At 67.6% G+C, this 18,946-nt stretch carries 22 protein-coding genes and 1 tRNA gene; 10 read left to right on the forward strand and 13 right to left on the reverse strand.

Annotated features, from left to right (window positions below; all coding sequences use genetic code 11):
* Positions 1-14 precede the first annotated feature (14 nt).
* The gene (locus OHA77_RS20650; protein ID WP_406319743.1) at positions 15-683 is read left to right on the forward strand and encodes a response regulator; all 669 of its coding nucleotides are present in this window, start codon (positions 15-17) and stop codon (positions 681-683) included.
* 282 nt (positions 684-965) lie between these two features.
* Positions 966-1,472 (forward strand): DinB family protein, encoded by a 507-nt coding sequence (locus OHA77_RS20655; protein ID WP_406319744.1) that lies wholly within the window; start codon positions 966-968, stop codon positions 1,470-1,472.
* Positions 1,473-1,557: 85 nt separating this feature from the next.
* Here the strand turns inward: OHA77_RS20655 and OHA77_RS20660 are convergent, their stop codons facing one another.
* The 4 genes from OHA77_RS20660 to OHA77_RS20675 form a co-directional block, all read right to left on the reverse strand.
* Positions 1,558-3,111, reverse strand: a complete 1,554-nt coding sequence (locus OHA77_RS20660; RefSeq protein ID WP_406319745.1) for a protein kinase domain-containing protein — start codon at positions 3,109-3,111, stop codon at positions 1,558-1,560.
* Between the two features lie 252 nt (positions 3,112-3,363).
* Positions 3,364-4,602 carry an ROK family protein gene (locus OHA77_RS20665; protein WP_406319746.1) on the reverse strand — a complete coding sequence of 413 codons (1,239 nt, stop codon included), beginning with the start codon at positions 4,600-4,602 and terminating at the stop codon, positions 3,364-3,366.
* 259 nt (positions 4,603-4,861) lie between these two features.
* The gene (locus tag OHA77_RS20670; protein ID WP_406319747.1) at positions 4,862-5,713 is read right to left on the reverse strand and encodes a DUF72 domain-containing protein; all 852 of its coding nucleotides are present in this window, start codon (positions 5,711-5,713) and stop codon (positions 4,862-4,864) included.
* Between the two features lie 383 nt (positions 5,714-6,096).
* Positions 6,097-6,555, reverse strand: coding sequence for a helix-turn-helix domain-containing protein (locus OHA77_RS20675; RefSeq protein WP_326826664.1), 459 nt, complete (start codon positions 6,553-6,555; stop codon positions 6,097-6,099).
* Between the two features lie 149 nt (positions 6,556-6,704).
* Between OHA77_RS20675 and OHA77_RS20680 the strand changes: the two genes are divergently transcribed.
* A complete protein-coding gene (locus OHA77_RS20680) occupies positions 6,705-7,433 on the forward strand; it encodes an SDR family NAD(P)-dependent oxidoreductase (protein WP_406311237.1) in 729 nt (242 codons plus the stop codon).
* A 400-nt stretch (positions 7,434-7,833) separates the two neighbouring features.
* Here OHA77_RS20680 and OHA77_RS20685 read toward each other — a convergent pair whose 3' ends face one another.
* Positions 7,834-8,466 carry a hypothetical protein gene (locus tag OHA77_RS20685; protein WP_326826661.1) on the reverse strand — a complete coding sequence of 211 codons (633 nt, stop codon included), beginning with the start codon at positions 8,464-8,466 and terminating at the stop codon, positions 7,834-7,836.
* Positions 8,467-8,675: 209 nt separating this feature from the next.
* Positions 8,676-8,972 carry a nucleotidyltransferase family protein gene (locus tag OHA77_RS20690; RefSeq protein WP_326826660.1) on the reverse strand — a complete coding sequence of 99 codons (297 nt, stop codon included), beginning with the start codon at positions 8,970-8,972 and terminating at the stop codon, positions 8,676-8,678.
* Between the two features lie 216 nt (positions 8,973-9,188).
* Between OHA77_RS20690 and OHA77_RS20695 the strand changes: the two genes are divergently transcribed.
* Both OHA77_RS20695 and OHA77_RS20700 read left to right on the forward strand, forming a co-directional pair.
* Positions 9,189-9,536, forward strand: coding sequence for a hypothetical protein (locus OHA77_RS20695; RefSeq protein ID WP_406311238.1), 348 nt, complete (start codon positions 9,189-9,191; stop codon positions 9,534-9,536).
* Positions 9,512-9,799 (forward strand): hypothetical protein, encoded by a 288-nt coding sequence (locus OHA77_RS20700; RefSeq protein WP_406311239.1) that lies wholly within the window; start codon positions 9,512-9,514, stop codon positions 9,797-9,799. The genes OHA77_RS20695 and OHA77_RS20700 overlap by 25 nt, the downstream gene beginning before the upstream one ends.
* A gap of 96 nt (positions 9,800-9,895) precedes the next feature.
* Here the strand turns inward: OHA77_RS20700 and OHA77_RS20705 are convergent.
* Positions 9,896-9,968 (reverse strand) — tRNA-Ala (locus OHA77_RS20705).
* A 266-nt stretch (positions 9,969-10,234) separates the two neighbouring features.
* Here OHA77_RS20705 and OHA77_RS20710 point away from each other — a divergent pair.
* On the forward strand, positions 10,235-10,969 hold the full coding sequence (locus tag OHA77_RS20710) for a thermonuclease family protein (protein ID WP_406311240.1): 735 nt from the start codon (positions 10,235-10,237) through the stop codon (positions 10,967-10,969).
* Positions 10,970-11,141: 172 nt separating this feature from the next.
* Here the strand turns inward: OHA77_RS20710 and OHA77_RS20715 are convergent, their stop codons facing one another.
* From OHA77_RS20715 to OHA77_RS20730, 4 genes are all read right to left on the reverse strand, one after another.
* On the reverse strand, positions 11,142-11,882 hold the full coding sequence (locus tag OHA77_RS20715; protein WP_326826652.1) for an HAD family hydrolase: 741 nt from the start codon (positions 11,880-11,882) through the stop codon (positions 11,142-11,144).
* Between the two features lie 28 nt (positions 11,883-11,910).
* Positions 11,911-12,030: a DLW-39 family protein gene (locus OHA77_RS20720; RefSeq protein WP_211264163.1), complete on the reverse strand. Its 120-nt coding sequence runs from the start codon at positions 12,028-12,030 to the stop codon at positions 11,911-11,913.
* 153 nt (positions 12,031-12,183) lie between these two features.
* A complete protein-coding gene (locus OHA77_RS20725; RefSeq protein ID WP_406311241.1) occupies positions 12,184-12,594 on the reverse strand; it encodes a VOC family protein in 411 nt (136 codons plus the stop codon).
* Positions 12,595-12,784: 190 nt separating this feature from the next.
* Entirely contained in the window at positions 12,785-13,069 is a 285-nt protein-coding gene (locus OHA77_RS20730) for a GNAT family N-acetyltransferase (protein WP_326826650.1), read from the reverse strand.
* A gap of 444 nt (positions 13,070-13,513) precedes the next feature.
* Between OHA77_RS20730 and OHA77_RS20735 the strand changes: the two genes are divergently transcribed.
* From OHA77_RS20735 to OHA77_RS20745, 3 genes are all read left to right on the forward strand, one after another.
* Positions 13,514-13,885, forward strand: coding sequence for an STAS domain-containing protein (locus OHA77_RS20735; RefSeq protein ID WP_406311242.1), 372 nt, complete (start codon positions 13,514-13,516; stop codon positions 13,883-13,885).
* Between the two features lie 347 nt (positions 13,886-14,232).
* On the forward strand, positions 14,233-14,631 hold the full coding sequence (locus OHA77_RS20740; protein WP_326826648.1) for an ATP-binding protein: 399 nt from the start codon (positions 14,233-14,235) through the stop codon (positions 14,629-14,631).
* 111 nt (positions 14,632-14,742) lie between these two features.
* On the forward strand, positions 14,743-15,147 hold the full coding sequence (locus tag OHA77_RS20745; protein WP_406311243.1) for a GNAT family N-acetyltransferase: 405 nt from the start codon (positions 14,743-14,745) through the stop codon (positions 15,145-15,147).
* Positions 15,148-15,390: 243 nt separating this feature from the next.
* Here the strand turns inward: OHA77_RS20745 and OHA77_RS20750 are convergent, their stop codons facing one another.
* Positions 15,391-15,864 carry an NUDIX domain-containing protein gene (locus OHA77_RS20750; protein WP_406311244.1) on the reverse strand — a complete coding sequence of 158 codons (474 nt, stop codon included), beginning with the start codon at positions 15,862-15,864 and terminating at the stop codon, positions 15,391-15,393.
* A 79-nt stretch (positions 15,865-15,943) separates the two neighbouring features.
* Positions 15,944-17,698: an NmrA family NAD(P)-binding protein gene (locus OHA77_RS20755; RefSeq protein WP_406311245.1), complete on the reverse strand. Its 1,755-nt coding sequence runs from the start codon at positions 17,696-17,698 to the stop codon at positions 15,944-15,946.
* A gap of 130 nt (positions 17,699-17,828) precedes the next feature.
* Here OHA77_RS20755 and OHA77_RS20760 point away from each other — a divergent pair, with 130 nt between their 5' ends.
* Entirely contained in the window at positions 17,829-18,857 is a 1,029-nt protein-coding gene (locus OHA77_RS20760; protein ID WP_406311246.1) for an AraC family transcriptional regulator, read from the forward strand.
* The last annotated feature ends 89 nt before the right edge of the window (positions 18,858-18,946 follow it).

Here is an 18,946-nt window from a genome sequence, read left to right on the forward strand (position 1 = left end):
CGGAGTGTGACGGCATGACCGTGAGAGTCGTGGTGGCCGACGACCAGGAGCTGGTGCGTGCCGGGTTCAGCATGATCCTCGACGCCCAGCCCGACATCGACGTCGTCGCCGAGGCCGGCGACGGTGCCGAAGCAGTCGCGGCGGTCCGCGAGCACCGGCCGGACGTGCTCCTTCTCGACATCCGGATGCCCACGATGGACGGCATCGAGGCGGCCGGGATCGTGTGCGCCGAGAGCGACTGCCGGGTGCTCATGCTGACCACCTTCGATCTGGACGACTACGTCTACGACGCGCTGCGGGCGGGTGCGAGCGGATTCCTGCTCAAGGACGTCCGCCGCGCCGACCTCGTGCACGGGGTACGGGTGGTCGCCGCCGGAGAGTCGTTGCTCGCGCCCTCCATCACCAGGAAGCTGATCGCCGAGTTCACCTCCAGAGCCGTGGCCCGTCCCGTCACCCTCCCGGCCACGCGGCTCGCCGCGCTCACGGCCCGCGAGCAGGAGACGCTCCAGATGATCGCGCGCGGGCTGTCCAACGCGGAGATCGCCGAGACCATGGTGGTCAGCGAGCACACCGTCAAGACGCATGTCAGCAACGTGCTCACCAAATTGGGTCTGCGCGACCGGGTCCAGGCGGTGATCGCCGCCTACGAGACCGGCCTCGCGGTCCCCGGCGGACCGGGATAGACCGCGGCAACGGGCATGCCCCCCGAAGGATGAGTCACCGGTGAGCGTCCGCCGTGTCGTGCCCGGCATCCGATCCGCGGGCACCTCCGGCGGAGCCGGCGCCCCCGTACCGCGATCTCCGGTGCGTCGGGGGCCGGCGCACCGCGCGCCACCGGCGCAGTAGTCTCGGCTAACGCGGTTCGCAGACCACGAGACCGCCCGCACGACATGACCACCGCGATGGAGCTCACCGCAGCAAGGCTGAGGCCGGAGCTCCATCGCCGCCAGGGAAAGGACCAAGCGGTGACCACCGAACGGGTCGGCCCGTCCCCGACCGCGGGCGAGCGCGAGATGCTGCGCACCTACCTCGACTACCACCGTGCGACGCTCGCCATGAAGTGCGACGACCTCTCCGACGAGGACCTGCGCCGCCGGTCGATGCCACCCTCGACGCTCTCACTGCTCGGCCTGGTACGGCACATGGCCGAGGTGGAGCGCACCTGGTTCCGCCGGGTGATCAACGGGGAGGACATCCCGCTCGTGTGGTCGGACGAGGGCGACTACCAGGTGGCGTACGACGCGGGTGCGGCCACCCGGACGGAGGCGTTCGACGCCTGGCAGGCGGAGGTCGGGCACTCCCGCCGGATCGAGGAGGCGGCCGAGTCGCTCGACGTGACCGGCTACCAGCCCAGGTGGGGTGCGGACGTGTCGCTGCGTATGGTGATGATGCACCTGATTCACGAGTACGCCCGACACAACGGGCACGCCGACTTCCTGCGCGAGGGGATCGACGGGACCGTCGGAGCCTGATCGCATCGGCCGTTTCGACTGGCACGATCCGGGTGAGCCGGCTCGCCTCGCCGGTGCCGCAGGCGGCGGACCGGATGTCTTCCGCTCAGTTACCCCACGGCATCATCGTCAGCACCTTGCCCTTGAGGTTCGCCGCCAGATAGCCGGTGGCCATGTGGTCGTCGATGAGATAGACCAGCAGCACCGGTTGATTGTTCGCGAAAGTCCAGGAGCCCTCCAATATCACGTAACGCATGCTCGGATCGGTGATGCCGAGTTTCCGATCCGCTATGCGCCGCAGTGCCGGAAGCGCGTTCCAGTTGAACGATCTCAACCTCACCTCCCGCTGGCCCGGCATCAGGATGCTTCCGTTGCGGCGGCTGACCTGCCCGTCCCGGTAGGTGAAGGTGTCGTAGACATCCTTCCTGCCGGGGACGAGGGCATCCGCGCTCGCGTGCTCGTCGTACACCGTGAAACGGATGAACTTGGTGCTGCCCGCCGCCGCCTCCATCGCTTTGATCACTTCCATGATCCGGCTGGGCGTCAGCAGCGTTCCGGACCCGGTGTGCTCCGCGGTCGGCTCCGCGGTCGGCTCCGTGCTGTGCTTCGCGGTCGGCTCCACGCCGGGGGTGACGGAGTTGATCGCGAGGCCGCCGGAGGAGTGCGAGACCTCGGGGGTCACCTTGTCTTCAGGGTCGTTTCGAAGGTTGGGGAGGAGGACCAGAGTGGTGAGGACCACGCTGAGTGTGACAGCCCCGGCGATCGTCACCGCACGGAGCCGACGGGAGCCGCGGCGCGGCACCGGAAGCGGGAACGGGGGTTGCGTGTCTGGGGTCTGGCCGGCCGCCTGGCTCAACATCCGGTCAAGCTCCGCCGCCGATGGGCGGGCGGCTGGATCCTGTGTCAGCAGAGCCCTCAGGACGTTCGCCAGCGGACCGGCCCGGTGCGGCGGCGGGACCTGACCGTTCAGTACGGCCGCGAGTGTGGCCATCACGGTGGGGCGGCGCATGGGATGGCTGCCCTCCACCGCCACGTACAACAGCATGCCCAGGGACCACAGGTCCGAGGCGGGATTGCCCTCCTGGCCACGCAGCCGCTCCGGCGCGATGTACTCGGGCGAGCCGACCAGATCGCCGTTGGCCGTGAGACCGGGCGCGTCATGCAGCGCCGCGATGCCGAAATCGGTGAGCACCGGGCTGCCGTCGGCGCGCAACAGCACGTTCGCGGGCTTCACATCGCGATGACAGATGCCCGCCATATGAGCGGTGTGCAACGCGGCCAGAATCCCGCGCCCCAGGTGCGCCGCCTCCGCCGGTGCCAGCGGCCCCTGCGCGAGGCGGTCCTGCAGGGAGCGACCGCGCACCAGCTCCATGACGATCCATGGGTGCGCCATCTCGGTCGCGTCCACGATGTGGTGGATGGTCACCACGTTGGGATGGTCGAGCCGGGCCAGCGCGCGCGCCTCTCGCAGCACCCGCTCGCGCAGCATCCGCGCCCTGCCGGGATCTTCCTCCATCGGGCCTGACGGGCGGACCTCCTTCAGCGCCACGTCACGGTGCAGGGCAAGATCATGGGCACGCCACACCGTGCCCATGCCACCGCTCCCCAGCCGCTCTATCAGCTCGAAACGGTTGTCGATCACCATCCGCCCAGGAGTCACAGCGCACAGCCTAGGGCCCTTAAAAGCGGACGGATATCTCATTCATCGCTATCTGCACCGCCCCGGCCGTGACCCGGAGTGCGCGACCCGGCCATGAGCCGTACCGGGCGGATGCGGATGCGATGACACGGGGAGGAAGTCGCCTTCCCGGGCCATCAGATCGTTCGGTACCTTGCGTACGGCGACGGCGTCGAGGGGAGGCGCGACAGCTCGTCGACGCTCGCCCAGGTGCTACCGGAGTGCCGCCGCGGTCTAGGTTGAGCTGGTGATATCGGTCCGGCGGCCGAGCGCTTCCAGTGGGTCGGTGAGCAGATCGGAAAAAGCGAGTTCGGCCGCACCGACCAAAGTGGTGTCGTCTCCCAGCGCTGCGGTTCGCAGTTGCACTCTCTCCCGGGAAACCGGCAGTACATTGGCCATGATCCGGTTGCGGACCTGAACCGCCGAACCCCGGTAGACCTCGCGCAACATCCCACCGAAGATCACCAGGCCGGGATTGAAGACATTGATCAGATTCGCGACGCCGATCCCGAGCCAATCGCCGATCCGGTGCAGCGCCTCCCGGGCCGCGGTGTCGCCCTGTTCGGCCGCGTCCACCACGGCGCGTACCCCGTCGTGGCCGACCAGTTCGGCGGATCGGTTGGCAGCGGCGAACAATGCCTGCTCACCGACCTCCGCCTCCAGGCAGCCACGCGAACCGCATCCGCAGAGCCGCCCGTCGTAGGGGTTCACCACCATGTGCCCGGCCTCGGCGCCATAACCGTCGTTGCCGTCCAGCAGTTTGCCGTCCACGATGATCCCGCCGCCCACCCCGACGTCACCGTGCAGGTAGATCAGGTTTTGATAACCGATACCCACACCGCGTTCGTGCTCGGCCATCGCGCCCAGGTGGGCCTCGTTGCCCACCTGTACCGGCAGCCCGAGCCCCAACCGACGGCCGAATTCAGCACCGAACGCCTGGTCCATCCAGCCCGTGTTCGGCCCGAAACGCACCATCCCATCAGCGGGCCGGATCATCCCGCAGAAAGAAGCGCCGACCCCGACGCATACCGCGTCCCGGGGCGCGTCACGGATCAGTTGCCGGGCGAACTCGGCGAGTGTCCCGACCACGTCGTCGAGGTCCGGGTACTTACGCCGCCGGACAGCCTCCCTACGGGCCAGGATCATGCCCCCCAGTCCCACCCGGGCGGCCAGCAGCCGGTCCACGGCGACATCGAAGGCCAACACGTACACCCGATGGGACTCCGGCCTGACCACCAACGAAGGACGGCCCGCTCTGCCGGTTTCGCCGGGAAGCTCCTCACGGATCAGACCCGCCGAGGCGAGCTCCGTGGTCAGCGCCATGATCGTGCTGCGGTTCAGGCCCATCCTGTCGGCCAGCGCCGTACGGGAGGCGGGTCCTCCCAGATGCACATGCCGGAGCAGGGTGCCGAGATTCCGCCTGCGGATCTCTTCATTGGACGGGCCCGCTTTCGAGGTCGTCCGGGCTCTCATCGTCGTGGGCCCCTGATGGCTCGTGGGCTTGAGATCGTGTGCACTGTGATGGTACGACAGCAGGCCCACACCGGCCGAGGCAACGGACGGAGCGGTGGCGGTTCGAACTCCTGACATCCCGTCTGCCGACCGGGCCGAGCAGCCGGGACGACCGGCCTGACCTCGACGGTGTTCCGCCGCCGGGTCCGGTGCCTTCCTTGACGGGTTCGCCGCCTCCCTTGACGGGTTCGCCGCCGACGCCCGGCGGGAGGTTCGGCGGTCAGAAGAGGGTCAGCGGCTCGGTCGGCATGGGCTCGGGCAGCGGCTCGATCCCGGGCAGCCGGGCCCGCACGTCGTCGTGAAAACGACGGGCGAGCATCAACGCGTCGGCGTTGTCGGGGGTGTGGATGAACACGGTCGGCGAGCGGCCTTCGCACAGCCATTCGGTGACCACGCCGATCCAGTACTGCCAGCCCTCGACCGTGCGCGCCGTGGCGTCCCGGCCGAGGTAGCGAATGATCGGACGGTCGGTGAGAGCCGATGACCGGCGCGGCACGCGCGGTTTCTTCGTCCACGCGTCTCGCTCGGCGTCGCTGGTTGGCGGGCTCTGGAAGAGGACGGTGGTGTCGAACGGGACCCACTCGGCATCGACCCCGGCGAGAACCCTTTCGAGAAGCCCCGCAGATCGCGCGTCCTCGAAGAACGCGCGGTGGCGGACTTCGACGGCGTATCTGTGCGAGCGGGGAAGCCGGCGAAGAAAGCCCGCCAGGGTGCCGAGGTCGGCCGGGGCGAATGATCCCGGCAGTTGGATCCAGAGGGCGTGGGCTCGCGGCCCGAGTGGTTCGATCGCCTCCAGGAACGATCGAAGCTCCTCGTCGATGCCGGTGAGACGGTGCCCGTGTGTGATCGACTTGGGCAGCTTGACCACGAAGCGGAAATCGGGGGCGGTCTGCGACGCCCACGACTCCACTGTGCTCCTCGCCGGTGTCGCGTAGAACGTCGTGTTGCCCTCCACCGCGTTGCACCAGGTCCCGTAGGCCCGCAGGCGCTCCCCGGGAGGGAGCGGATGCGGCAGGAACCGTCCCTGCCATGGCGTGTGAGTCCACATCGCGCATCCCACGTGAAGCCGCATGGCATCGACGCTATCCGAGGCCGACGGGAGAAAAGGCCGAGCCTGCGCCGGAGTGAACGCTCTGCCCGGCAGAGCGATCTGACAGCCGTCTGGGAGAAGGCACGATTGGGCCCGCCCTTGGCTCTCACGAGGTTGACGTCGGACTCCTGACTTCCTGCTTGCACATCGGTCCGCGCTTGGGCCGTACGGGCCGCGAGCCGGGTGGACGGCTCTCCGCGAGTGACCGTGACTGACCGCCGTTCACCACCCTTGATGGCCCGTCACCGGCCCGGCAGTCGCCTTGGTGGATCCGCCGGCGACCACCTGAGGATGCTCTCCGCGAATCTCGCGGCGTCCTGCTTTCGGCGAGGAACCGTCAAAGTCCTGTGGATTACACGGAGGGGTCAGGGCCCTGTTCTCGGGGGGTGGGTGGCGTCGTAGCGGCCTCGGTTGTTGTTTATCTCATGTCGGTGTGTGGTGGCCCATTCGCCGAGGGCGACGACGGAGTCCAGCAGCGTCGCGCCGAGTTCGGTGAGCGCGTAGTCCACGCGTGGGGGGACGCTGGGATGGACGGTGCGGGTCAGTAGGCCGTCGCGTTCGAGGTGCCGCAGCGTCAGGGTGAGCATGCGCTGGGAGATGCCGGTTACGGCGCGGTGCAGTTCGCCGAAGCGCAGAGTGCGGTCGCGGAGTTGCCCGATGATCAGGATGCTCCACTTGTCGCCGATCAGCGCGAGGATCTGGAGCACCTGCCGACATATTTCCTCATCCGACTCCTCGGGCTCGCGGTCATCGATGTTCGCTGGGGAAGATCGCGCGGCGCCGGGGTGCTGCGAGGCGGGGGAGATCGTCCTGCGGGTCGCCAAGAGTTACCTCCGTGTGCGTTGCTGACAGGAATGTGCCGTCTTGCCACTTTCGTAGTGACAAATCATGCTGCTACGAACAAACAGTAAGCGGTCGCGAGGTCGGGGTAAGGCAGTCCCGGCCTGACCGCTGTGATCGGAAAGGACCTGTAGTGGAGAAGACGCTCGTTGTCGTCGGTGCCGGCCCGGGGTTGGGAATGGGTGTGGCTCGCGCGTTCGGCCGCCATGGCTTCCAGGTGGGGCTGATCGCCCGCACCAGGGAGAAACTGGACACCCTGGTCGGTGAACTGACCGGGCTGGGCGTCACCGCCGCCGCGTTTCCCGCCGATATCCGTGATCGTGACGCCCTCACCACGGCCCTCACCGCGGCGAGGGACACGCTGGGGCCGATCGACGTCCTCGAATACAGCCCCAGCCCCACCGGGCCGATCACCAACGCCGTACAGACCACGGTCGAGTCCGCCACCGCGCAGTTCGAGCTGAACGTGCTGGGCGCGGTGAGCGCGGTGAGCGCGGTGCTGCCGGACATGCGTGCCCGAGGCGACGGCACGTTGCTGCTGACCACCGGCGTCTCATCGACGATTCCCGCACCGTTTCTGGCCAATGTGGGTCTTGCCATGGCCGGTCTGCGGAACTGGGCGCATACGCTGCATGCCGAGCTCAAGGCCGAGGGGATCTACGTGGGAACGGTGACGATCGCCTCCGGTGTCATCCCCGGCGGCGGCGAAGCCGATCCCGATGCCATCGGCGACCGCTACTACCGCATGTATCAGCAGCGAGACCGCGCCGAACAGGTCATCGGCGATCTGGACGCGTTCCGCGCCCTTGTCGCCCAGTATGTAGGGGGGCACGCCGAACCGGCCACGTCCACTGTCCGCTGAATGCTCCGTTCCTCATTGGAAGTGCAGATCACCGCTGCTCAGGCTCAGACCGGACGTAAGCCCATAGAGCACCCACAGTGATTTTCCCGTCAGCGGCGCCGTCTTCGCGGCCGAGAATCGATGACGCTCGCCAGGTACGAGCTGATCGACGCGGAGAAGGCCCAGCACACGATCGTCAAGATGTGCGTCTGGCTGAACGTGTCACGCTCGGGCCACTACGAGTGGCGCGAGCGGCCGGCCTCGGCCACCGCGCAACGCCAGGTGCCACTCACCCGGCTGCTCGCCGAGGCCTTCGCCGACTCACACGAAACTCACGGTCACCGGCGGGCGCACGCCGCTCTGCTACGCCATGGCGAGCGCTGCTCCGCCGCTCGGCCTTCCGGCGGCGACCGGAGCGGCACTACCGGCGGCCGGGGCAGGAGCGGAGTTCGTACACGATCTGCTCACGGATCTCGTCCGGCAGTCCCTTGCAGGTGGCCAGTCGCATCAGAGCCGCCCGGCTCTCGGGCACGGCCTTGGTGCAGCGGAGTGCCCACACGGCCTTCTCGGCGGCCATCCCCCGCTGCGCGTACAGCTCCGCGAGGTCCATGAGCCAGGGCGTGAGCGCCTTTTCGTCATCGACCATGAGGCCGCACCAGTGCAGGGTCTGCTCGACGATCCAGGCGATGACGCGCCGAGTCCAGATCTCCTCGAAGTCCGTGGTGTCGATGCCCTGGCGGGCGCACTCAGCCTTGGCATCAGCCATGCGCTCGGCGGTGACGTGCCGGGCGTAGGGCATGCGTTCGCGCAGCATGGCTCGGATCCCGGTCCACTCGGGGTGCCGGTCGTCCGCGTGATCCCAGACGATCGGCTCCTCTGGGGGCTCGGGCGAGGCGAGCACCGCCCGGGGCAGGCATGCTTCGAGCACGGCCTGCGCGTAGGTCAGGTTCTCCTCGTTCTCCTCTGTCTCCGGTGGCCAGACGAAGCCCGAGCCCCAGGAGAACGGGTAGGCCCGGACCACGTCCGGCAGCAGCGGTGTTTCGTCCGAGATCATGTGACTCCCAGGTATCGCAACGCGCTCTTGGCCCTGCGTCTTGCCGATCCGGGGGCGGCCTGCCTCCCAGCATGCGAGGTCAGCAGCATGCAGCATATTGACTGCGTCGCGGCGCATCGAGTCAGCAGCCCACACCTCAGGTGAGACGCCTTAGAGGTATGAGGCGATCTTCCTGGCGGCTTCCACGATGTTTCACCGGATACAGGCCCTCACGCTGCATACAGCACTCGGGCCTCGGTAAGAACCTGGTCGCGGATGACCCAGTGGAGACCTTCCTTGGAGACCACATCGACCTTACGGCCCAGCAGATCTTCCAGTTCCTCCTGGAACGCGAAGAACTCAAGCCCGATGTTGCTGTCGGGCTTCAGAACATAGAGGAGGTCGATGTCACTGCCGTCTCCGTCCTCGCCACGAGCAACCGAGCCGAAAACAGCCAACTCGGCAATCCCGTATTTCTCGCACAGCTTGACCAACTGCGCGTAGACGGTCGTGAAGTCAACACTCATGGCATCTCCTGGTTCCCAGGATGTCATCTCAACCGCGACGCCGCACGATTCGGCCCTATCTTCCCCCACACCAGCCGGGCGTCACCGCTGCTCACCTCGGGAAGCCCGCGCATCATCTCCGCATGCCGCCCGCCACGCTCCTGCTCTCCGTGTGCGTGATGACTGCTCCACCTGTCAGGGATCTCGCACCCAGGAGGCTCCGCAGGGACGGCCGTCGTGAATGCGGCCTTCGTAGCGGGAAGCATCTCGCCGCTGGACACGGCCAAGTCGCTGCAAGCCGAACTTGAGCGGCAAGAGATCTTCGCCGACGTCCACGATGGATACGGCCTGGCGCTGGTGTCGGTCTGGGTGGGACTGATCGTCTGGTGCGACGGCGACCGGTTCTGGTGGCGTACCGGCTGGGACGATCGGCGTAAGCGCTTCACCTACGCCTGGCACCCGGCGATCGAGCCGGCCCGCGCTGCCCATCGGGTCGCTTTCCGATACCGGGACCTCCGCAACGCGCCTCCGCCATCTGAGTCGATCGCCGAGAGCGCACCGTGTTCCCGCTCGACGAGTGCCTGAGTCCGCACGTGGCGATGGCCCAGCGCGATCATGTGCGGCTGGACTGGCGGGAACCGCAGCGGGCCCTTGAGCGGGTGCAGTCGAGAGGGTGGACCTGCGCGTGCCGGGCCACGGTATACGAGCTGTGCGAGGGCGGGGGGCAGGCGTTCATCCGGCGGACCCTCCAGCTCGAAACCGGCCACCAGATCCACGAGACCCACCGATGGTCGATCACTGAAGCTCGGGCGACCTGGACAGGGCTGCTGTCCGGACGAGCCCGCTAAACGAGTGTGGCGGTGCGGCTGACGAGGCCGAATGAAGATCAACAACCAGGTTGCGGCAGCATGCCTGACCTGGGCTTTTCTGTGTCCGAGAAGGAGTGGAGCCTAGGAGATTCGAACTCCTGACATCCTGCTTGCAAAGCAGGCGCTCTGCCAACTGAGCTAAGGCCCCGAGATTCAAGTCGCCGAACCGGGCATCCGCCGCACGACCTGCTTCAGTCGTACACCGTAGCAACAGGGAGCGCCTTCGCGCCACTTGGCCCCCGCCTCCACCCCCGCGACCGATCAGGCGCCATGTAGATGGCCCCGAATCCGCCTTTTCATCCCATCCATTATCGCAATTTAGAGCACTTCCTTCATATAAATCAATTTCGCATTGAAACGGTCCAAGTTCTGTTACCTTGACGGTCCAATCCCTTCAGATATCAGGAGTTTCATGTGAAAAGAGGCATCACGACCTTCGCACTCGCGACCGTGGCCGCATTCGCCACCATGGGATCCGCCCTTCCGGCCGAAGCCGGGCCCACGGTGCCGAAAGGCACGGTGAAAGCCGTGGTGAAGAAGGTGATCGACGGCGACACCCTGCTTCTTGTCGTCGGCCGCAAGGAGATGAAGGTCCGGGTGCTGGAGGTGAACGCGCCTGGTGGAAGGGAGTGCTGGGCAAGAGAGGCGACCGCGCGGACGGCCGGCCTGCTGCCGGTGGGCTCCACGGCCTACACGCTGGCCGACCGGAAGCCACGGGACGGAAACGGCCTCAACCTTCGCTATGTCTGGAATTCCAAGGGCGTTTTCGTCAACCGTAACCTCATTAGGGACGGCTATGCGAAATGGAAGTCGATGACGCCAAATGACCGTTTTACTAAAGTCATCATAGGCGACCAGAAGAAGGCGGCCCGGGAACGGCTCCGGATCTGGTCCGGAAAGTGCGGCGGCACGGCCACCCCAGCACCCACCAGGACTCCGAAGCCGCCGAAGCCGAGCGATCCGCCGACACCCAGGCCGAACGCCACGCCGACGCCGACGCCGAGCAACGGAGCCGGCGGCACCGACCCGCGGTTCCGGACCTGCGGGGAGGCGAACGCCGCGGGCTACGGGCCCTACCGGCGTGGGACGGATCCCGAGTACGGCTGGTACCAGGATCGCGACGGAGACGGCCTGGTCTGCGAACGCTAGTGGCCTCACGCCGAACGTCGACCAGGACGTCCTGATCAGGGGCAGGCGTCTCGGTCCGGGAAGACCCGGCCAAGGTTCGGAGCCGCACTGACAGATCGCCGATCCGCCGGGCCGTCACCCGGAAGAAGCCGACTGTCCCTCAGTGGGAAGAACCGGAGACCGCACGGGACGGTCAGAAGGTGGAGGCGCCCACCGGTGTCTCCACCTGGTCCCGACCGAGCACCAGGCCGGGCAGGTCGGCGATGGAGTCCAGGATGTGCGTGGCACCGCCCTTGAGAAGGCGCTCCTTGCTGTGCACACCGGTCAGAACGCCTGCGACCACGGACGCGCCGGAGCGACGGCCGGAGAGCATGTCGCTCTCGGAGTCGCCGGCCACCGCCACCTGGCGGACGTCCTCGATGCCGAGGCGGAGAACCGCGGTGAGGATCATGTCGGGCATGGGGCGGCCCCGCCCGGCGTCCTGGGGGCAGAGCACGAGGTCGACCTTGTCGGACCAGTTCAGCGCGGACAGCATGCTGTTGATCGTGGTCCGGCTGAAGCCGGTGGTGAGACAGATTTTGACCCCCGCGGCGCGGAGCTTCTCCAACGCCTCGACGGTGCCGGGCGGCGGAACCAGGCCCGCGCGTCCGATGACGCCCTCGTAGGAGCGCTCGAAGGTCAGACTGGCCGCCTGGGCCTGGGCCTCGTTGTCGGGGAAGATGCCCCGGAAGACCTCGATGGTCGGGCAGCCCCGGGACCGGTGCACGTGCACCATGGCACGTGCGTATGCGCCGGTCCCAGGGACGATGCCCTGCGTGGCGATCGCCTCGGCGAACGCCCGCTCGACCATGGCGACATCACCGATCGTGGTGCCCGCCAGATCCAGGCAGGCAAGCCTGATGGGTATTACTTCCCCATCGTGGGCAAGAACCATGAAAGCACCCAAATCGGTAGCCGCGTTGTCAGTTCTCGCTGCCTGTGGCCTCAGTCCACAGGTCCAGCTCGGCGCGGTCCGCCTGCACCTTGCGCCAGACCAGCAGTCCCCCAAGCGCAACAAGTGCCAGAACGAGCAGCTTCTTCACGGTGTGACCCCACTTCTCGACGGTCTCACCTGCCGGGGTGAGACAACGCCCGGTTCCAACGGTTCCCTGCAGCCTAGCAAGGGTTCGGGCCATGAGCTGGTTTGCACCATAAGCCAAGGTGGCGAATCTACGCCAACCGGGTGATTTTAATCATCATGCGGTACGGCTCGCGCTCAAACGATCGCGATCCGCGACGAGTTCGACCTCGAAGCCGTCCTCGTTCTCAAGATAACCCGCATAATGGCCGGTTCCGCCCGCATGGGGATGCCGATCGGTGAACATCAGCGTCCATCCGTGCTCCGGCGCGGCCGCGACCAGCGCATCCACCTGTTCCGGCCCGGGTACACGGAACGCCAGATGATTCAGACCCGGTCGGCATCGATCGTGTGAGGAGGCGGTCAGCGCGGGGGACTGCTCGACGACGACGTACACCCCGTCCTGCGCCCAGCTCCGCCCGTCGTCCCACTCCTGGAACGGCTGGTATCCCATCTCCCCGAGCAGCCACCCCCACGCCTTCACCGCGCGGTCGAGGTCGGGCACCCAGAGTTCGATGTGATGCAACATGATCGCTCATAATGCCATCCATGACCGTCACCGGCCAGGTCGGCGGACAAGTCGCCGTCTCTTCGATTCGATCATCCCGTTCGGCGTGCCGCCGTCCGTCGCCGTGTCCCGCAACCGGCCCGGCCGGATCCTGCGGGCTTTCCACCTCGCGCCCGCCGGACAGCGGTGGCGGTCGGTGGAACCGGGTCTGTCACCTGCTCTGGACAAGGTCCGCGTAGTCGGGGTGACGCTCGATCCATCCCTTCACGAACGGGCAGCGGGGCACGACCTTCACACCTTCGGCGCGGGCCGCGTCCAGTGCCGCCCGGACGAGCGCGCCGCCCACCCCGTTGCCTTCGAACTCGTCGTCGACCTCGGTGTGGGTGTAGACGATGACGCCGTCGTGCCGGGTGAACTCCAGCTGTCCCGCGTGCTTGCCGTCCACCCCCGCCTCGAAGTAGTCGCCACCGGGCGAGAGCGTGACATCAACCTTCATCGGGGTCTCCTTCGTCTGGGCCGCCGGATGGCGGTGCATCGATCAGCCGATCTGCTACGGCGTTCATTCCCTTGCAACCTACGAGATGCCCCGGCGGTGCGACGGCCGCTCCACGGTGCCTCACCGGGTGATCACGCGGTGCCGTACCCACCGAGCCGGGCGGAGCGGGGCACCGTCCGGGAGTGGGAGAACGGCGGCCGACCGCTCAGTGGACACCTTCCGGGGATAGCCGACAAGATTTTGAAGGATCGGTAAACTAAGGGGGGATTACGGCGGCGTTGAACCGGCAGGCTGTCCCAGACCGGTCTGCGCCCTCCCGAAAGGTTCGAGATTGCGGGTGAACGACGTCGGCACACAGCAGATCGTTTCATCTCCCAGGACGTCGTCCGATGGCACCGCCACGCCGGCTCCTCCCTTCCCCCGATCGTCTGCAGAGGTTTCCCTGTGAGCGCCGCCGTCCACGTCACCGCCGTATCCGACGACACCCTGGAAGACGTGACCATGCTGGCCCTGGCCGGTGAGCTCGACTTCACCAACGCCGAGCGGTTCCATTACGACCTCCAGGAGTCCATCGGCTCGGAGCCGTGCGACCTCATCATCGATCTGAGCGACCTGACGTTCTGCGACTCCACAGGAATCCAGATATTTCTGGCTGTCCGCAAGCTCGTCCACGATCGTGGTAACACCATCGCGCTGGCCCGGCTCCACCCGCGCCTGGAGAGGCTCTTCCATCTGACCGGGCTCACCGACGCCTTCAGCGTGCAGCCCACCGTCGACGACGCCATCGAACTCCTGCGGTCACGGCAGTCGTCGTAAAGCCCCGTACGCGCAGGACACGGGCGGTTCTCGCACGCCCGACCGTTCCCCCCGATCCCCCGACCGTCCACACCACCGTCCCTGCCCATCCACACCGCCGTTGTCCCGCCCGTACACCACCTTTTCCCGCCCGCACAGCACGCCGACGCGGTCCGCGCACCGATCGGCGGCGCCCTTGCGAGGGTGGGACGACCCCCGCCGGATATCTCTCCGCCCGTATGGTCGTAAGTTGGCAATGGCCGGGCAGGTGTTTAGCATCATGTAACTCGTCAGCAACGCCCTGGTTCTGGAGCAAGTCGGCTAACCCCCCGGGTGACTGCCAGACAAGGCGACGTCAAGGGGGTGTCGTGACCGGCGACCACGGCCAGCACTGGCCGATCGACGACGATCTCACCGCTCTGCGGCAACGTCTCCTCCAGCACGCGGCCCAGGCGGGTATGAGCGGCGAACGGCTGGACGACCTGCTTCTCGCCGCCAACGAGGCCGTCATCAACGTTCTGGAACACGGCGGCGGCAAGGGCACGCTGAGCATCTGGCACAACGACAACTGCATCATCGTGGAGGTCGTCGACACCGCGGGAAGCCTGGCTCCCCGGCACATCCCTCCGGAGCGCCCCACGGGCACGGTGCGGGGCTTCGGCCTGTGGCTGATGAGCCAGCTGTGCGACGAGTTCACCATCAGCCAGGACCCTGGGGAGTCGCGCGTCCGGCTGCGGATGGATCTGCAGGCCAGCCCTGTCCCGTAGGCCGATCCGGCTCTCGCGGACGGAGGCGTCCGGCCCATATATGGATGGCCCGTATCGATCGGTTACGGCTACCCTTTTCATCGTTTACGCGATCGTTCAAGGAGTGTCCCCGTGATCCGCTACACCGACGCCGTCGACACCATCGACGCCGATCGACTAAAGGGCTTCTTCGTCGGATGGCCGACTCCCGCCTCCCCGGAGCAGCACCTGGCGGTTCTCCAGGGAAGTTACCGTGCGGTCGTCGCGATCGACGAGGAGACCGAGCGGGTGGTCGGCTTCGTCAACATGATCAGCGATGGTGTGCTGACCGCCTTCGTCCCCTGGCTTGAGGTCCTCCCCGAATACCAGGCCCAGGGAATCGGTTCCGAGCTGATGCGGCGGATCCTCGCCGACACCGAGCACCTCTACTCCGTCGACCTCCTCTGCGAGGCACCGCTCCAGCCCTACTACGAGCGCTTCGGCATGCTCCGCGTCCCCGGCATGACCCTGCTGCACCGCTCCGCCCTCCACGGCTGAGGCTCACACCACCGAGACCCGCACACCGCTGAGGGCTCCACCCCGCTGAGCGACTCCACCACTGAGACCCTTACACCGCTGAGGCTCCACCCCGTTGAGCCCCTCACACCGTTGAAGGGTTCCACCACCGAAACCCTTACACCGCTGAGGCTCCACCTCGCTGAGATCCTCACACCGTTGAAGGGTGCCTCCGCTGAGGCCCTTCACGGCTCGCTCCGAGGAGGGAGCCGTGGCGCGGAGTGCTCAACCGGGTACGGCCCTGCCGTACTCCAGATACGCCGGTCCGCCGAGCTCGCGAGCCGCGACCGCCGCCTTCACCCGTAGCGCCAGTCGCTCGGACACCACCTCGTCCACCTCGTCGACCGGATGGAACGTAAAGCTCGTCAGCTCGTTGTCGGAGAAGACGATCCGCTCAAGCACGTCCGCACCGAGCACGCCGCCGTCGAAGACGAAGAGGATCAGGTCGCCGTATTTCACGCTGGGCGCCCAGTCCACCGCGAGAAGGCGGCCTATCGGCGGCCGGATGCCGAGCTCCTCGCCGATCTCGCGAACGCAGGCCTCGTAGGGGGTCTCCCCCGGCTCCACGACCCCGCCGGGGATGTCCCGTTGCGTTTTGTAGGACGGCTGGACGATCATGACGCGGCCGTCGTCGTCGAAGAAGAGGGCGCCCGCTGCCGCCCGGGCCCGTGCCACGGGTGGCTCCCCCGGCTCATTCACGGTGTCAACCCTAGATGATCTGGTCCTCAATGAGGTGGGATATCGGACGCCGTGGTACCCGGGTCCGAGATTCCTGCGTTCAGGGAAAGATAATGATCTTTCCGTGAGTCTGGCCCGCCTCGCTCCTGCGGTGGACCAGCGCGAGGTTGGACAGCGGGTGGGATTCGGCGACGTCGACGATGAGCGCGCCGGTGTCGAGGAGTTCGACGATCTCGCTCAGCTGCTTGGCGTCGTTGCGGGCGACCATGTGCAGGGCGGTGACATCGGCGTCGGCGGGCGGCTCGACGGGGGTGGCGACGGAGGCGATGACGCCGCCCGGCCGCAGGAGGGAGACCAGGGCCACCGCGGCCGAGGGTGAGATCGGAGCGAGGTTGACGACGGCATCGACCGGGCCGTCCAGCGCGTCTGCGAGAGCGGTGGTCGTGTAGTCGATGATCTGGTCGGCGCCGTACTTGCGGACCGCCGCGGCGCTGCGACTGCTGGCCGTGGCGACCACCGTCGCACCGGCGTGCCTGGCGAGTTGGACGGCGAACACTCCCACGCCGCCACCGGCGCCGTTGATGAGCACCCGCTGACCCGCGGTGATGTGGGCGTGCTCGAACAGCACCTGCCAGGCGGTGAGCGCGGCGACGGGGATCGCGGCCGCGTCGGCCAGGGGAACGGTGGCAGGCGCCTTGGCCAGCACGCCGGCCGGGGCGGCGACGTACTCGGCCGCGGCACCGCCCGCGTCGAGACGGCCGATGACCTTGTCGCCCACGGCCAACCCCGCCACGTCGTCGCCGACCTCGGCGATCGTGCCGGAGACGTCCCAGCCGAGGATGTAGGGCAGGTCCACCGGCAGCACGGCTCGCAGCATCCCGGACCGCAGCGCCGTTTCCGAAGGATTGAACGAGGTGGCGGCGACTCGGATCAGGACCTCGCCCGGCCCGGGGACGGGCCGCGGTACTTCTTCGTATCGGATGATGGAGGCATCGCCGTACTCATGGATGCGGGCGGCCTTCATGGTGTCGCGGAACTCGCCCGTGTGGTCGGTCACCCAGGTGCGGAACGTACGGGCCGGGGCTCCGGTGACCTCTGCCACCGTGGCCGTGGCCGCTCTTGGCTCGGTCACCATCTCGGCCTGGGCCTGGAGGATGCCGTCCACGACCGCGGGTGGCCGGCCCTGGGTGAGCATCTGCTGCCGCGCGGTCTGCGGCGGAGTCTCCTCCCAGCGCACCGGGCGGCCGATCACCTCCCCGATGATATCCGCCTGTTCGGCCTGGGTCAGTGTCTCGGGCCCGGTCAGCTCGTAGATCGCGCCGCTGTGCCCGCCGTCGACGAGGGCGCGCACCGCGACCGCCGCGAGGTCCCGCTCGTGCAGCGGAGGCATGGCGGCCGCGCCGTACGGCCCACGCACGACCGCCTCGGCGCGGATCTGCCCGGCCCACCGCAGGGCGTTGGCCGCGAAGGCGTGCGGTCGCAGGAACGTCCATTCCAGCACGGACCGCTCGATCAGCTGCTCGACCTGTCGTTCGTGGTCGCGGACGGCAGCCGAAGACAGGTAGACGACGCGGCGGGCATGCGCGGCGACCACCTCCAGAACCGCGGACATCCCCTCGGCCGTAGCGAACGGCCAGAGGAGAAACACGGCCTCGACCCCGTTCAGAGGCGCGTGCAGGGTGTCCGGGTCGGCCAGGTCGCCCCGCACGACCTCGACGCCGTCCGGAAGGCCGGCCGCTTCGGGATCGCGGGCCAGCACACGAACATCGGCACCTGCCTCCAGCAGTTGCACCACGACCTGCCGGCCGACCGTGCCGGTCGCCCCGATCACCAGAATCCTGCGTTGCCCCGGCATGAAAGACTCCCAACGGTTGATCACTTCGTGTGAGCTCAACCGTATGGGGATGAGCAAAGACATCCAATGTGTAAAAATCTTCTGTTTATACGCATACGTCTTCTTAGGGCCGTCGAAATAGACTCTCTCCGTGGACGTACTCAGCGATGTGATCGCCGCGATGCGCGCCGGAGAACCCCGCTCGGCGCGCGTTCAGTGGCACGCCCCCTGGGGGCAGCGGTTCCCCACCGTGCGCGGCTCCGCCGGCTTTCAAGTGGTCCTGCAGGGATCGTGCCGACTGCTCCCCCCGGACGGCGGCGCCCCCATCGCGCTGAACGTCGGAGACGTGGTGTTCCTGCCCCACGGAAGCGGCTACGAACTCGCCGACAGCCCTACCACCCCGTTGACCGAACCCGTCTGCGACCCACTGAACGACCCTCGGTTCGAGGACCGCTACGCCTCCGCGACCGTGGGGAAGACCGGACAGGACGGCTCGCAGGCGGTCACCGTGACCCTCTGCGGTGGATACCGGCTCGACCCCAGCCGAGCCCATCCGCTCCTGGCCGACCTGCCCGAGATCGTCCACCTGCCCGCCCGCCTCGGGCACCGCCCCGAACTGCGCGCCGCCGTCGACCTCCTCGGCGGCGAACTCGACAACCCCCGCCTCGGCGCCGACACCATCGTGCCCGCCCTGCTCGACATGCTGCTGCTCTACATCCTGCGCGCCTGGTTCGACGAACAGTCCGAACGCGGCACGACCGCCGGCTGGGCCGCGGCACTGGGCGATCCGGCGATCAGCGCCGCACTGCACGCCCTCCACCGCGACCCCGCACTCCCCTGGACGGTCGAGACACTCGGCAGCCAGGCGGGATTGTCCAGGGCGGCTTTCTCCCGGCGCTTCACCACTCTGATCGGCCGGCCGCCCCTCACCTATCTGACCTGGTGGCGCATGACCACCGCAGCCCGGCTTCTGCGCGAGTCCGACGCCCCGCTCGGTGAGGTGGCCAGCCGGCTCGGCTACACCTCGGAGTTCGCCTTCGCCACCGCCTTCAAGCGGGAGTACGGCATCGCACCCGGCAGATACCGACGACAGAGCCGAGCGGAAACCCAGCGCGGCGAACCCGGCGTAACGGCACCGGACCCAGTGGCCACTTCGTCGGTGAGGAGCACCGAACGATGATCAAAGCTGATCATCTGCATCTTTGCCCGCAGGTCCAGCCGATGCAGGAAGGCCACCTCGTCCAGTAGAGCCGGGGCACCTCGTGATCG

Origin of the sequence: Streptosporangium sp. NBC_01639 (genome assembly GCF_045209755.1) — a bacterium.
Classification (GTDB): Bacteria; Actinomycetota; Actinomycetes; order Streptosporangiales; family Streptosporangiaceae; genus Streptosporangium.